At 33.4% G+C, this 13,723-nt stretch carries 15 protein-coding genes; all 15 read right to left on the reverse strand.

The window, feature by feature from the left end:
• Positions 1–592 (reverse strand): Gfo/Idh/MocA family protein (locus tag VLC96_RS12445; protein ID WP_325263364.1); only part of this gene is annotated, 592 nt, incomplete at its 3' end.
• A gap of 9 nt (positions 593–601) precedes the next feature.
• Entirely contained in the window at positions 602–1,315 is a 714-nt protein-coding gene (locus VLC96_RS12450) for a DsbA family oxidoreductase (RefSeq protein WP_325263365.1), read from the reverse strand.
• An 87-nt stretch (positions 1,316–1,402) separates the two neighbouring features.
• Positions 1,403–1,846 carry an ArsR/SmtB family transcription factor gene (locus VLC96_RS12455; protein WP_325263366.1) on the reverse strand — a complete coding sequence of 148 codons (444 nt, stop codon included), beginning with the start codon at positions 1,844–1,846 and terminating at the stop codon, positions 1,403–1,405.
• Between the two features lie 482 nt (positions 1,847–2,328).
• Positions 2,329–3,717 carry an NADH-quinone oxidoreductase subunit N gene (locus VLC96_RS12460; RefSeq protein WP_325263367.1) on the reverse strand — a complete coding sequence of 463 codons (1,389 nt, stop codon included), beginning with the start codon at positions 3,715–3,717 and terminating at the stop codon, positions 2,329–2,331.
• Between the two features lie 128 nt (positions 3,718–3,845).
• Positions 3,846–5,285 (reverse strand): complex I subunit 4 family protein, encoded by a 1,440-nt coding sequence (locus VLC96_RS12465; protein WP_325263369.1) that lies wholly within the window; start codon positions 5,283–5,285, stop codon positions 3,846–3,848.
• A gap of 9 nt (positions 5,286–5,294) precedes the next feature.
• Positions 5,295–7,178 carry an NADH-quinone oxidoreductase subunit L gene (gene nuoL, locus VLC96_RS12470; RefSeq protein ID WP_325263371.1) on the reverse strand — a complete coding sequence of 628 codons (1,884 nt, stop codon included), beginning with the start codon at positions 7,176–7,178 and terminating at the stop codon, positions 5,295–5,297.
• 6 nt (positions 7,179–7,184) lie between these two features.
• Positions 7,185–7,505 (reverse strand): NADH-quinone oxidoreductase subunit NuoK, encoded by a 321-nt coding sequence (gene nuoK / locus VLC96_RS12475; protein ID WP_325263372.1) that lies wholly within the window; start codon positions 7,503–7,505, stop codon positions 7,185–7,187.
• Positions 7,505–8,014 (reverse strand): NADH-quinone oxidoreductase subunit J family protein, encoded by a 510-nt coding sequence (locus VLC96_RS12480; protein WP_325263374.1) that lies wholly within the window; start codon positions 8,012–8,014, stop codon positions 7,505–7,507. The genes nuoK and VLC96_RS12480 overlap by 1 nt, the downstream gene beginning before the upstream one ends.
• Positions 8,014–8,559, reverse strand: coding sequence for a NuoI/complex I 23 kDa subunit family protein (locus VLC96_RS12485; protein ID WP_325263376.1), 546 nt, complete (start codon positions 8,557–8,559; stop codon positions 8,014–8,016). The genes VLC96_RS12480 and VLC96_RS12485 overlap by 1 nt, the downstream gene beginning before the upstream one ends.
• Before the next feature lie 209 nt (positions 8,560–8,768).
• On the reverse strand, positions 8,769–9,362 hold the full coding sequence (locus VLC96_RS12490) for a hypothetical protein (RefSeq protein ID WP_325263378.1): 594 nt from the start codon (positions 9,360–9,362) through the stop codon (positions 8,769–8,771).
• 12 nt (positions 9,363–9,374) lie between these two features.
• Positions 9,375–10,427 carry an NADH-quinone oxidoreductase subunit NuoH gene (gene nuoH, locus VLC96_RS12495; RefSeq protein WP_325263379.1) on the reverse strand — a complete coding sequence of 351 codons (1,053 nt, stop codon included), beginning with the start codon at positions 10,425–10,427 and terminating at the stop codon, positions 9,375–9,377.
• 3 nt (positions 10,428–10,430) lie between these two features.
• Positions 10,431–11,462: an NADH-quinone oxidoreductase subunit G gene (locus VLC96_RS12500; RefSeq protein WP_325263382.1), complete on the reverse strand. Its 1,032-nt coding sequence runs from the start codon at positions 11,460–11,462 to the stop codon at positions 10,431–10,433.
• A gap of 78 nt (positions 11,463–11,540) precedes the next feature.
• Entirely contained in the window at positions 11,541–12,908 is a 1,368-nt protein-coding gene (gene nuoF, locus VLC96_RS12505; RefSeq protein WP_325263380.1) for an NADH-quinone oxidoreductase subunit NuoF, read from the reverse strand.
• Between the two features lies 1 nt (position 12,909).
• Entirely contained in the window at positions 12,910–13,440 is a 531-nt protein-coding gene (locus VLC96_RS12510) for a complex I 24 kDa subunit family protein (RefSeq protein ID WP_325263381.1), read from the reverse strand.
• A gap of 79 nt (positions 13,441–13,519) precedes the next feature.
• On the reverse strand, positions 13,520–13,723 hold a 204-nt coding region (locus VLC96_RS12515; RefSeq protein ID WP_491700819.1), incomplete at its 5' end, for an NADH-quinone oxidoreductase subunit D-related protein.

A 13,723-nucleotide genomic window follows, 5' to 3' on the forward strand; every position in this document is an offset into this window, starting at 1 on the left:
GAACAAACAAATCCAATCCATGGCTCGCTAAATCGTCAAAATAGCCTCCTGTAGCGATTTTTACGTCAGTTCTCCAATTATATTCACCAGAACGATCTTGGTCAGTTGTAGGCTTTGATAAATGCCATCTGATGTGTCTTACTTCTCCAATAGTTTTAGATTCGATCCATTTTTTTATCTGCTCAAATCTTGGAAGTGTTCGTCTGTAATAAGCAACAAAGACTGGTACGTCTTTTTCAGCAAAAGCTTCAGCAATTTCCAAGGCATCCTGATAGTTTGGAGCTAATGGTTTTTCGATGCAGCAAGGTTTTCCAGCTTGTGCTACTTTTAATCCGTAATATTTATGGGTATCTGGTGGTGTTGCGATATAAACAGCATCAACTTCAGGATCGTTAATTAAAGCATCTGCATCTGTATAATATTTATTTATACCATGTCTTTTGGTATAATCGGCAGCTTTTTCAGCATCCCTGCGCATTACTGCTGCTATCGTAAAACCAGCAGTTTTTTGATAAGCTGGTCCGCTTTTTACTTCGGTAACATTGCCGCAGCCTATAATTCCCCAACGGAGATTCTTTGTTGTTTCGTTCATTCTTTTATTTTAATTACAACCGTCTATTCCGCAACTATTGTTTTCGGAAGAGCCTTGCATTTGTAAATTATTGAAATTTCCTTCTTCCCAAGCTTTTTCAAGGGTTTTCGAGAATACTTCGGTTGCTTGTGCACCTGATACGGCATATTTATTATCAAATACAAAGAAAGGAACGCCTGTAACTCCAAGAGATTGTGCTTCTTTTTGATCTTGTATGACTTCTTTTGTGTAAATATCAGAATCTATAAGTTGCTTGATCTCGTCATTATTTAAACCAACTTTTTGCCCAATTTCCTGTAAAGTATTCCAATCATTTACATTCTTTCCATCGGTTAAATACGCTTTAAAAAGAAGTTCTTTTACCTCATTAGAAAGATTGTGTTTTTTTGCCAAATGCATTAATCGATGAGCGTTTAATGAATTGGCTAAAATTGCTTTTTCAAAATGAAAATCTAACCCCGAATTTTTGGCATTTTGGGTCATGTTCTCTAACATGGTATGAGCCCAATCGATATCTCTTCCATATTTTTCTGCCAAATGTTCTGCTAGACTTTCATCGCCAGTAGCAACAAAATTAGCATCCAGTTGAAAACTTTTCCATTCGATATCAACCGATTCTTTATTTGTGAATTGCGTTAAAGCTTCCTCTATTTTTCTTTTTCCAATATAACAAAACGGACACATAACGTCTGACCAGATTTGTACTTTCAATTGATTTTTCATAGTTTTTTGTTTATTGGCAATGCCAAAATAATTTGAACTACAAAATTAAGGAATTGATTTTCGAACACTTTTGTATTTAAGTTTTTATTATAGGTCAACAGCTTCAATTTTTCCAGTTTCCTTATGCGAAAATTGATAATTGAATTCTTTTAAATATGTTTTATCCTTTTTTATAATTTTTGTGGCAGCTGGAGGGATCATTAATTCATCTAATTTAGAGAGAGATTTATTGGATAAATAAATAATCAAGTATTTTTTGAGTATTTGTATTTTTTCTACTTGAATAGAGTAAATAGTTTTCTTTCCAATATTTTTTACGCTTAATAATTCCGCTTTTTTTAATTCTAATAAATGTTTAGATATTGTAGATTGTGCTAATGGAATTTGAGAAACTATCTCACCGCAGGTTCTATTGTTTTTAGTCCATAAAAGAGTCATTATTTGCATGCGTGTTGGATGTCCTAATGCTTTGCAGATTTCAGCAATTGCCTTTGTTTCCAAGTCAAAATCTAAGTGTTTTGTTGTTCCCATAACCTCATTATTTCATATCGTAATTTAGTGATTATATATTAATTATCACATTGTTTTTGTTACGATTGCGTGATGATGTTTAATTAGGATAAGTTTTCTGTCTTTTATAGAAAAAATATATGTTTAGGATGCATTTTTAAAGTAAAAACACGTAAAACTACGTAAAAATTAGACTTTTCGATTTGATAAATTTGTGAAGAGCAAAAAAGATAACGAAAGCTGATTTTGATAGATTCTCTTTTAAGTTTAAATGTAATTGTTTTTTCAAATAGGAAGTCTTGCCCCAGACTCCTTGCAATAAACTTTAGTTATAAAAGAATGTTATTATCGAGCTTAGCATATAAAAGAATAGTTGAATAGATAAATTTTTTTGAGTTATGTTAATTTGGAAAAAAAGCCATCAATTTGTAATTGGTGGCTTTTTTCATGGCATAAAAAAAGGCCAACAATTTGCTGACCTTTATTATGTTTTAAAAGTTTGTTTATGATAATAAATCAAGAACTAGCGAAGGAAACAATCCAATAATAATGTTCAAAGTAATTGCAATAACTGCAACAGCATAATACAAATAATTTTTCCCATCACGAGTTTCATTCGGCTCTTTAGTGTACATTGCCAAAATCAATTTAAAATAATACCCAACACTAATTATGGAACTAATAACAGCGAATATAACGATTACCATATAACCAGCCTGAATGGTTTGGCCAAATAAAACCAATTTAGCGAAGAAACCAGCGAAGATTGGAATACCAGCCATAGAAAGTAATGAACCTGTTAAGACAGCCGCTAATACTGGATTTGTTTTACCTAATCCGTGGAAATTAACAATGTCTTCATTATCTCTGTTTTTGCATACATATAAAATTACGCTAAACGCAGCAATACCGGATAATGAATAAGCAGAGGCATAGTATAATAAACTTCCAGCTGAATGGGCACTGAATAACGTCATTAACATAAATCCCGCATGTGAAATTCCAGAAAATGCTAACATACGTTTTACATTCACTTGTCTTAATGCCATAACATTACCAACAATCATCGTAAGAATCGAAATTATTGCAATAACTAAATTAAATGGTGCCAAAAGATCTTGATTGTCTAGTGATGGAATCAAATTCAGATCTATAAACAATTTGTATAATGTTGAAATAGCTACAACTTTAACCAAAGTACTCATCAAAGTAGTTGTCAAAGTTGGAGAACCTTCGTAAACGTCTGGTGCCCAAAAGTGGAAAGGAACTGCAGCAACTTTAAATAGCATCCCAATAGTTAGCAAAGTCATTCCGATTGGAAACCAAATTGGTAATTCAGCAGATAAAGACCCATCGCTTATTTCGTAAATATCAAAAGAACCCATAGCTCCGTATACCATACAGATACCAAATAATATAATCCCTGAAGCAAATGACCCCATAAGGAAATATTTCATACCTGCTTCGTTACTTTTAATTTTGGTTCTATTACTTGCAGCAAGGATGTATAATGAAATAGATAGTATTTCGATTCCTAAAAAGAACATAGCAAGATTTCCAAATGATACCATTGCTACAGCTCCCGCTAAAAGAAATAGTTTTATAGAAATAAAATCAGAAAGTTTGCTTTGATGATTTTCATAAAAATTATGACTTAAAGCAACCAAAAACAACGTTAATATAATAAACAGGCTAGAAAAAGTAACCGAAAATTTATTCACAACAATCATATTGTGATAGAAACTCGCAGGCGAATTAAATTCTGAAACAGTAAGTCCTAGAATAGCTAATAATCCAATTATTGTTATTGGAATAATTGCTTTTCTAAAATCAAAGATTTCAAATATAAGGCTTAAAATACCTAATCCCGTTATAGCTATTAATGTTGTCATTTTATGAATTTATGATTTGAGATCTAGGATTTAATTTTATAATTGTAACCCTTCAATCTTATTCCCTTAATTTAATTTATTTTTTATGTTGTTAAACAGTAAACTATATTACTATTTGAATCAAATATCTAAGCTTTGTTTATCACTTTTAAAATAGTTTCTAGACTCGGTGTAATCAAATCATTGATTGGTTTTGGATAGATTCCAAAGAAAAATAATACAGCAATAATTAATACCATTGTTAAACCTTCTACAAAAGTAACATCAGCAAATACTTTTGTATTAGTTTCTCCCAACATTGAATGTTGAAACATTTTCAACATATAATAAGCTCCCAAAATGATAGTAGTTCCTCCTAAAAGTGCAAACCAAATATTAATTTGCGAAAGGCTGTATAATACGGTAAACTCTCCAATAAAGTTAAAAGTAGTTGGCAAAGCTACAGAAGCTAATACCAAAATTAAAAACATAGATGTAAATTTTGGAGATTGCGAACGAATGCCTCCCATGTCAGCAATTAATCTGCTTTCGTATCTCCTAAAGATGATTTCGGCAGCAAAAAACAATCCAACTACCACAAAACCGTGAGCGATCATTTGTAATACTGCTCCTCTAAAACCATCAAGTGTTAGGGTATAAGTTCCAGCGGCAATTAATCCAACGTGAGCAAGAGATGAATAAGCTAATAATTTCTTTAGATCTTTTTGTCTCAATGCTACAATTGAACCATAAATTACTCCTGCAATACCGACTCCGATGAAAATGTACATATATTCTTTAGCAGCTAATGGAGCCAAAGGCAATTGCCAACGAATTAAACTGTACAATCCCATTTTTAGCATGATACCAGACAGAAGCATGGTTCCAAGAGTTGGTGCTTTTTGATACACATTTGCTTGCCAAGTATGGAAAGGAATCAAAGGAATTTTAATAGCATAGGCTAAAAAGAAAGCTGTGAAGATCCATTTTTGTTCATGAATCGTTAGATCTAATTTATATAAATCTTCGATTAAGAAGCTTCCTGCTTTTTGATACAAATAAATAAATGCAACCAACATAAATAGTGAACCAGCAAGAGTGTAGATGAAAAACTTAACTACAGCTTTTTTGCGTTCTTCAGCATCTCCATTACCCCAAATTAATGCGATAAAATAAATTGGAATTAATGATAATTCCCAAAAGACATAATATAAAAGTCCGTCGCTAGCAAGGAAAGTCCCAGTCATAGCAAAAGACATAAATAATATTAGTGCATAAATTGATTTTGCATTTTTAAAATCGTTACCAAATGAAGATAAAATGATAATGGCAGTCAAAGCAGTTGTCAACAAAATCATCGCCAATGACAATCCGTCTGCCTGCAATGCAAGTGAAACTTTAGGTAATGTAATCCATTGGCTGATATAGCTAATGTTTTCGCCTAAATTAAAATGATTCAACAAAATTATAGAACAACCCAGAGAGGCCAATCCGAAAAACAAAGCCACTTTTGAAGCGAGTTTGTCACCAGCTAAATAAGTAGCAAATGCGCCAACTAAAAGGATGATTAATATTAGAGATACATTCATAGTATATAATTATTGAGCTAGAAATAAATAAGAAATAATGGCACACAAGCCTAAAACAAATGCAAATAGGTAGAGTCCAACACTTCCATTTTGTATTTTTTTACCTTGAAAACTAAGTTCATTAGCAGCTTTTCCAAATCCAAAAACCACAGCTGAAATCCCTGTTTCTACATAGTCTCTAAAGAATTTAGATAAAGCATTTATTGAAGAAACAAAGATTGAATCATACAATTCATCAATATAGTATTTGTTGTAAAGCACTTTTGTAACGCCAGTGATTTCTGCATCTTCATCAGGTATTTCATTTTTCGAAATGTATTTAGCATACGCAATTCCAATTCCAATCAATCCACCAACTACAGCGATAGCCATCAAGATATATTCAGTTGTTCCCAATACGTGTTCTTCATGAGTACCATGAGTAAATAATGGTGCTAAATAACCATTTAACCAGCTATTTGTTGGCAAACTGATTAAACCACCAATTGCTGCTAAAATTGCCAATACAATTAAAGGAATGGTAATTAGAGAAGGACTTTCATGCAAGTGATGTTTTTGCTCTTCAGTTCCTCTAAATTCTTTGAAGAAAGTTAAGAACATCAATCGGAACATATAGAAAGCAGTCATTATAGATGCTATCGATCCAACAATCCATAATGGGATGCTATGATGAAAAGCCGTCATTAAAATTTCATCTTTAGAGAAAAAACCTGAAAATACAGGAACTCCTGATATTGCTAAAGATGAAATAAGCATTGTCCAAAAAGTGATAGGCATTGCTTTTTTCAAACCACCCATTTTACGCATATCCTGTTCTCCATGCAAACCGTGGATTACTGATCCCGATCCTAAGAATAAACAAGCTTTGAAGAATGCGTGTGTTATTACGTGAAATACAGCTACTTGATAAGCACCAAAACCTAAAGCCAAAAACATTAGTCCTAATTGAGAAACAGTAGAGTATGCCAATACTTTTTTGATATCTGTTTGAACCAAACCAATAGTCGCCGCAACCAATGAAGTTACTCCTCCTATTACCGCAATGACAGTTTGTATTTCAGGTGTTAGGTCGAATAAAAAGTGTAATCTCGTTACCATAAAGATACCAGCAGTTACCATTGTTGCAGCATGTATCAATGCTGATACTGGGGTTGGTCCTGCCATTGCATCAGGTAACCAAGTGTATAATGGAATTTGAGCAGATTTACCACAAGCTCCAATGAACAGTGATAAAGCTGCAATGCTTAACCAGAAGTTATCAACATTTGTAGCTCCTGCAATTGCCGTTTCTAAACTTGCAAAATCCAAAGTTGAGAATAAATTACCTAGAATGAAGATTCCGATTAACAATCCTAAATCTCCAATACGGTTCATGATAAAAGCTTTTTTGGCAGCATCATTGTAATCTTGGTTTTTATGCCAAAATCCAATCAATAAGTATGAACAAAGTCCAACACCTTCCCAACCAATAAACATTACTAATAAGTTACTTCCAACAACCAATGAAATCATGAAGAAGATAAACAGGTTCAGATACGCAAAAAACTTATGCATATTCTCATCATCATGCATGTAACTGATAGAATATAAATGAATCAATGACCCAATTCCAGTCACGAAAAGCAACCATAAAATGGACAATTGGTCTAATAAAAATCCAAAACTAACGTTGAATTTACTTATCTGAACCCAATCAAATAATTGAATGCTTATTGGTTTTTGCGTTTGATTGATTTGTAAAAATAAAATTATTGTTACTATGAAAGAAACTACAATCGATAGTGTTCCGATTATTCCAGAAACTGATTTTCCAAGGCTCTTTCCAAAGAAAATATTAATTAAAAATCCTAAAAAAGGAGTTAACAGTAAGATTAAAGCTAAATTGGTATCCATTGCCATTTATCCTTTTAAGTTTTTTAAATTATCTATTGTAATAGCCCCAATATTTCTAAATATCGAAACCAATATGGCTAAACCAACTGCAACTTCGGCAGCCGCTACAGCCATTGAGAAAAACACGAATACTTGACCTTGGGCGTCTTGGTGATATGTAGAGAAAGCTACAAATAATAAATTAACCGCGTTCAACATAATTTCAATAGACATAAATACAATGATTGCATTTCGTCTATACAAAACTCCAAAAATACCTATGCAAAAAAGTACTACACATAGGAAGATATAATTCTCTATACCAATCTGAGTTAAAATATTATTCATTATTTTTCTAATTTTTCTTTTTTAGACAATAATACAGTTCCAATCATTGCTACTAATAACAATACCGAAGCAAATTCAAATGGAACCATATATTCATTCAATAATGCTTTTCCTAGAACTTTTATCGATTGGTAATCTTCACCCGTATAATCATATTCGACAATCGGTTTAGAATTGATAAAGATTTTTATCAAAACCAGACACACTAAGCAAAAAGACACAATCGCACCTAATCTAGTGAATCGGGGCTTATGAACTTCATCTTCTTGGTTAAGATTCATCAACATTATGGTAAAGAGCAATAAAATCATAATGGCTCCAGCATAGACAATAACGTGAACAATAGCCAAAAACTGAGCGTTTAATAATAAATAATGTCCCGCAATAGAGAAAAAACAAATCACTAAGTAAATAGCACTGTGAATTGGATTTCTGCTAAAAATAGTTAAAAAAGCGGTTATCAAAGTAACTGCAGACAAGACGCAAAATAAAATAAGTGCTGTTGACATTAATTAGCGTTTTTAAGTTGAGAATTTTTCAAAGCCATTTCAAGAGGCATAACCAATCTGTCTTTTCCAAAAATAAAATCTTCTCTATCATAACTAGACGGAACCAATTCTTTTGAAATAGTCAAATAAATAGCATCTTTAGGACATGCTTCTTCGCATAATCCACAAAAAATACATCTCAACATATTGATTTCATATATTTCCGCATATTTTTCCTCTCTATATAGATGTTTTTCATTTGGTTTACGTTCCGCTGCTTTCATAGTAATTGCTTCAGCAGGACAAGTCAAAGCACATAATCCACAAGCTGTACAATTTTCTCTACCTTCTTCATCGCGTTTCAACATATGTTGTCCGCGATACACAGGGCTCATTTGGCGTACCTGCTCAGGATATTGAATCGTTGCTTTTTTTCTAAAAAGGTGTTTTATAGTAATGGCCAACCCTTTTACAATTGCAATCAAATACAATCGCTCCCAAAAAGTCATCTCTTTATTGGAGACCAATTTTTTTCTTCCCGATAAGGATATAGTTTCTATTGACATTTTATATTTTTTATTTGTAGCTAATCCTGCTATCCGCTGTATCTTTTATTTTTTAAAGAAAAAAATAAAAGGATGCCGCTTCTATCAGGGCTAGGGCATTTGTGAATTAATCAAATTTATTTTTTATAACCAATTTTTGTTTCCGAGCTGTTGTAATTTGCGCCTCCCTTCGGAAATGGATTACAATTTGTTGTTGCTTTTTAAAATTATTATTTATAATAGAGTATTTGTCTTTCTGTTATGTAATAAGCATTTTGATTTCTAAAAACTACTCGTATTATCCAATTCCCATTTTTATCCAGTTCATATTTAGAAGTTTGTTTTTCTATTAAACTTCCGTTTGAATTGTAAGAAGTGCTCTCTATTTCATTATTATTATCATCATAATTGTATATGACTTTATAACTTAAACTGCCGTCAGACTTATACTCACAATATTCTATTAATTTTCCGTAATCATCATATTTTTTTCCTTTATCAGAAAGTGTAGGCGAAGGAGGAGGTGTTAGCATATCCTCTTCGCTGTTGTTGTTTTCTGAATTTTTTTTTATATTAGATTTAGACGGCTTTATTTTATTTCCTTTTTTATCGTAAGAAGAATAAGTATTAGCCCAGTCCCATGGTATTTTCATTCCTTTAACAACTTTGTCGAATTTTATATCTGGTTCAAATGAATTTGATTTGACGGACTTAACATTTCCTTTTAAGTTTTCTTTAGCTAAGTCAGTTTTATTTTCATTTTGACCAAACGTAACATAACAAGATAAAAATAATGATACTGAAATAATATTTATCAATTTCATTTTCTCAAAAATTTAAAACCCTAAAAATGCTGCTATTTCAGTTCTTAAAATCACAACTCCAGTTATCATAATATTTATAATGCCAAGTGGAATCAAAATTTTCCAACCTAAACGCATCAATTGATCATATCTAAATCTTGGTATCGTCCAACGAACCCACATGATAAAGAAAATGAAGCCACATAGTTTAAGAAACAATACTATCATTCCTAATACATTCGCAGTATTAGCGCCCAAATGCTCACTAACTAATGCCATTCCAGGATAATTGTATCCACCAAAAAACAACACAGCCATAATGGTAGAAGAGATAAACATATTTGCATATTCAGCAAATAAATAGAATCCCATTTTCATCGAAGAATATTCCGTATGATAACCACCAATTAATTCCGATTCACATTCTGCTAAATCAAAAGGAGTTCTGTTCAACTCAGCAAAAGCACAAATCAAGAAAATCAAGAAAGTAAGTGGTTGATAAAATACATTCCAATGCCATTCTGATTGTTGAATTGAGATTTCTTTTAAGCTTAATGTCCCTGTCATCATCGTTAATGCGATTATAGACAATCCCATCGCTACTTCGTATGATACCATTTGAGATGCCGCACGAATAGCTCCCATCAAAGAGAACTTATTATTTGAAGCCCAACCACCAATCATGATACCATAAACTCCAATGGAAACTACTCCGAAAATATATAACAATCCAATATTGACATCAGTGGCCTGTAATAAAATATCTCTTCCAAATAGGTGTAATTTGTCTCCCCAAGGAATAACAGCACTAGTCATCAAAGCCGTACTCATCGCAACGGTAGGACCAACAATAAATAAAAATTTATTAGGAGTGTTTGGGAAAAATTCTTCTTTTGCGAACAATTTTCCACCATCGGCTAATGGTTGAAGCAATCCCCAAGGTCCCGCTCTGTTAGGTCCGATTCTGTCTTGAAGCCAAGCCGCAACTTTACGTTCAGCCCAAGTAGAATACATTGCCATTAACATAGTAAGAGCAAAAATTATTACTATAAAAACACCTTTTTCTATAACAAATATACTGTCCATTTTTTAAGATTTATTAGTGTTAGTGTCTAATGGAATTGCAGCCATACTTATTTTTTTACGGTCTTGTTCTCTACCTTTTAGAATTTTTTCTTCAGTATTAATTTCAACTTTTTCTAATTCTCTGGTATAATTGTTTTGATTGATAACTGAATCTTTTTCAAATTCACGAGGTCCTTCAATTACCCAATCAGAAACTTCTTTTTTGTCAAAACGACAAGTGTTACAGATAAAATCTTCTACTTCGTGGAACTCGTCTTTGCGTCCAGTTACACGTTGAATTTCTTTTCCAAACATCCAAACCGTAGTTTTTCCACAACATCCCGGAGTTGTACATTCTCTGTGTGCATTGTAAGGTTTATTGAACCAAACTCTTGATTTGAATCTGAAAGTTTTATCAGTCAAAGCTCCAACTGGACACACGTCAATCATGTTTCCAGAGAATTCATTGGTTATTGCTTTTGAAATATAAGTCGAAATGTTCGCATGGTCACCACGGTCTAATACACCATGAACACGATCATCTGTCAATTGATCAGCAACTTGCACACATCTTTGACATAGAATACAACGATTCATGTGTAATTGAATATTTGGACCAATATCTTCTGGTTCAAAAGTTCTTTTTTCTTCAATAAATCGTGATTCTGATTTTCCGTGTTCGAAACTTAAATTTTGTAAATCACATTCTCCTGCCTGATCACAAATAGGGCAATCTAGCGGATGGTTGATTAACAAAAATTCTGTCACAGCTTTTCTTGCTTCCTGAACTCTTGGAGATGCTTTACTGGCGATTTCCATTCCGTCTTGACAGCCAGTTACACAAGAAGCCATTAATTTTGGCATTGGTCTTGGGTCAGCGTCACTACCTTTGGTTACATCGACTAAACAGCAACGGCATTTTCCACCGCTCCCTTTCAATTTAGAATAATAGCACATCGCTGGCGGAACAACTTCTCCACCGATCATACGTGCAGCTTGCAAGATAGTCGTTCCTGCTTCTACTTCAATTTCTTGACCGTCTATAGTTACTTTCATAATATCTGTTGTTGGTTGTTGGTTGCTGGTTGTTAGTATTGTGGATTCCATTAACTATCAACTATCAACCATCAACTTTTAAACTGTTTCTTTGCTTACTAGGTGCTTTACTTTTTCAAAAGGTTCAGCAACAAAATGGTCTCTGTTTTTTATTTTTTCAGGGAAACGAATATGGTATTCAAATTCATCTCTAAAGTGGCGGATTGCTGCTGCTACAGGCCAAGCTGCTGCATCACCAAGCGGACAGATAGTGTTTCCTTCGATTTTACTTTGAATACTTAAAAGCAATTCGATGTCTTCTTCGCGTCCGTGTCCATTTTCAATTCGGTGTAATACTTTTTCCATCCAACCTGTTCCTTCTCTACAAGGTGTACATTGACCACAACTTTCATGGTGGTAAAAGCGAGAGAAATTCCAAGTATTACGAACAATACATGAAGTGTCGTTATAAACGATAAAACCTCCAGAACCTAACATCGATCCAGTGGCAAAGCCGCCATCACTTAAAGATTCGTAAGACATCAAACGATCTTCTCCAGCAGCAGTTTTATAGATTAAATGTGCCGGTAAAACAGGAACAGAACTTCCTCCAGGCACAAATGCTTTTAACGGGCGATCAGAACTCATTCCGCCTAAATATTCGTCTGAGTTCATAAACTCATATACGCTCATTCCTAATTCAATTTCATAAACTCCAGGATTTTTAATATGTCCTGACGCAGAAATTAATTTTGTTCCAGTAGATCTTCCAATACCAATTTTAGCATAATCTGCACCAGAATTATTTACAATCCAAGGTACAGCTGCAATAGTTTCTACATTATTTACAACAGTTGGGTTTGCCCAAAGCCCCGAAACAGCAGGGAATGGTGGTTTGATGCGAGGATTTCCTCTTTTACCTTCCAATGATTCGATCAAAGCGGTTTCTTCACCACAGATGTAAGCTCCTCCACCGATTTGAACGTTTAATTCCAAATCAAATCCAGAACCTAATATGTTTTTTCCTAACCAACCTGCAGCTTTTGCTTCGGCAATGGCACGTTCCAAAATTTTGTAAACCCACATATATTCTCCACGAATGTAAATATAGGAACGGTTAGCGCCTAATGCGTAACTGGAAGTAATCATTCCTTCGATCAGTAAGTGAGGAATGTATTCCATCAAATAACGGTCTTTGAATGTTCCTGGCTCAGATTCGTCTGCATTACAAACTAAATGTCTTGGTTTTCCTGATTTTTTATCAATAAAACTCCATTTCATACCAGCAGGGAAACCAGCACCTCCACGACCACGTAAGCCTGAAGTTTTTACTTCTTCAACCACTTCGTCCGGAGTTAAGGTTTTTAAAGCCTTTTCTACAGAAGCATAACCACCGTTTTGACGATAGACTTCGTAAGTTTTGATTCCAGGAATATTGATTTTATCTAATAATATTTTTTGTGACATCTTATTTATCGTGTAATATTATTTTATCGTCTTTACAATCGGCAATTAACTGGTCGATTTTTTCTTTGTTCAGATGTTCTTTGTAAAAATCGCCTAATTGCATCATTGGAGCGTAACCACAAGCACCCAAACATTCAACTCCTCTTACTTCAAAAAGTCCGTCAGCGGTTGGTTCTCCAACAGGAACACCTAATTTTTCACAGGTATAATCCATTAAATCTTCTACACCGTTTAGGCAACAAGGTGAAGTCTGACAAAATTCAAACATGTATTTACCTATAGGTCTTTGGTTGAACATAGTGTAAAAAGTAACTACTTCATACACTTCAATAGGTTTGATCTGTAAAATCTCGGCAACTTTATCTTGTAGTTCAATACTCAACCAGTTGTCGTGAGCGTCTTGAACTTCATGTAAAACGGGAAGTAAGGCTGATTTTCTTTTATCTTCTGGATAATGACTGATTAATTCATTGATGCGGGACATCAACGTTTCGGTCATATTTATTTCTTGTTTGTAATGTTTATGTTCCATTTTCTATTATTTTGAATTTTAAATTCTAAATTTTAAATGTTCTGGCATTTATAATTCATCATTTAAAATTTATAATTCTTTATGCGTCTAATTCTCCAGCAATAACATTTAAACTTGATAAAATAACAATGGCATCAGATAACATCGCGCCTTTAATCATATCTGGATAGGCTTGATAGTAAATGAAACAAGGTCTTCTAAAATGCAATCTGTATGGAGTTCTGCTTCCGTTAGTAACTAAATAAAAACCAAGTTCACCATTGGCTCCTTCAACAGGATGGTA

Origin of the sequence: Flavobacterium sp. (assembly GCF_035456085.1) — a bacterium.
Lineage (GTDB): Bacteria > Bacteroidota > Bacteroidia > Flavobacteriales > Flavobacteriaceae > Flavobacterium.

What these genes read in the sequence shown, in the direction of transcription:
- VLC96_RS12450 (WP_325263365.1), bottom strand. Translation starts at nt 1,315, where the DNA reads ATGAAAAATCAATTGAAAGTACAAATCTGGTCAGACGTTATGTGTCCG.
- VLC96_RS12455 (WP_325263366.1), bottom strand. Translation starts at nt 1,846, where the DNA reads ATGGGAACAACAAAACACTTAGATTTTGACTTGGAAACAAAGGCAATT.
- VLC96_RS12460 (WP_325263367.1), bottom strand. Translation starts at nt 3,717, where the DNA reads ATGACAACATTAATAGCTATAACGGGATTAGGTATTTTAAGCCTTATA.
- VLC96_RS12465 (WP_325263369.1), bottom strand. Translation starts at nt 5,285, where the DNA reads ATGAATGTATCTCTAATATTAATCATCCTTTTAGTTGGCGCATTTGCT.
- nuoL (WP_325263371.1), bottom strand. Translation starts at nt 7,178, where the DNA reads ATGGATACCAATTTAGCTTTAATCTTACTGTTAACTCCTTTTTTAGGA.
- nuoK (WP_325263372.1), bottom strand. Translation starts at nt 7,505, where the DNA reads ATGAATAATATTTTAACTCAGATTGGTATAGAGAATTATATCTTCCTA.
- VLC96_RS12480 (WP_325263374.1), bottom strand. Translation starts at nt 8,014, where the DNA reads ATGTCAACAGCACTTATTTTATTTTGCGTCTTGTCTGCAGTTACTTTG.
- VLC96_RS12485 (WP_325263376.1), bottom strand. Translation starts at nt 8,559, where the DNA reads ATGTCAATAGAAACTATATCCTTATCGGGAAGAAAAAAATTGGTCTCC.
- VLC96_RS12490 (WP_325263378.1), bottom strand. Translation starts at nt 9,362, where the DNA reads ATGAAATTGATAAATATTATTTCAGTATCATTATTTTTATCTTGTTAT.
- nuoH (WP_325263379.1), bottom strand. Translation starts at nt 10,427, where the DNA reads ATGGACAGTATATTTGTTATAGAAAAAGGTGTTTTTATAGTAATAATT.
- VLC96_RS12500 (WP_325263382.1), bottom strand. Translation starts at nt 11,462, where the DNA reads ATGAAAGTAACTATAGACGGTCAAGAAATTGAAGTAGAAGCAGGAACG.
- nuoF (WP_325263380.1), bottom strand. Translation starts at nt 12,908, where the DNA reads ATGTCACAAAAAATATTATTAGATAAAATCAATATTCCTGGAATCAAA.
- VLC96_RS12510 (WP_325263381.1), bottom strand. Translation starts at nt 13,440, where the DNA reads ATGGAACATAAACATTACAAACAAGAAATAAATATGACCGAAACGTTG.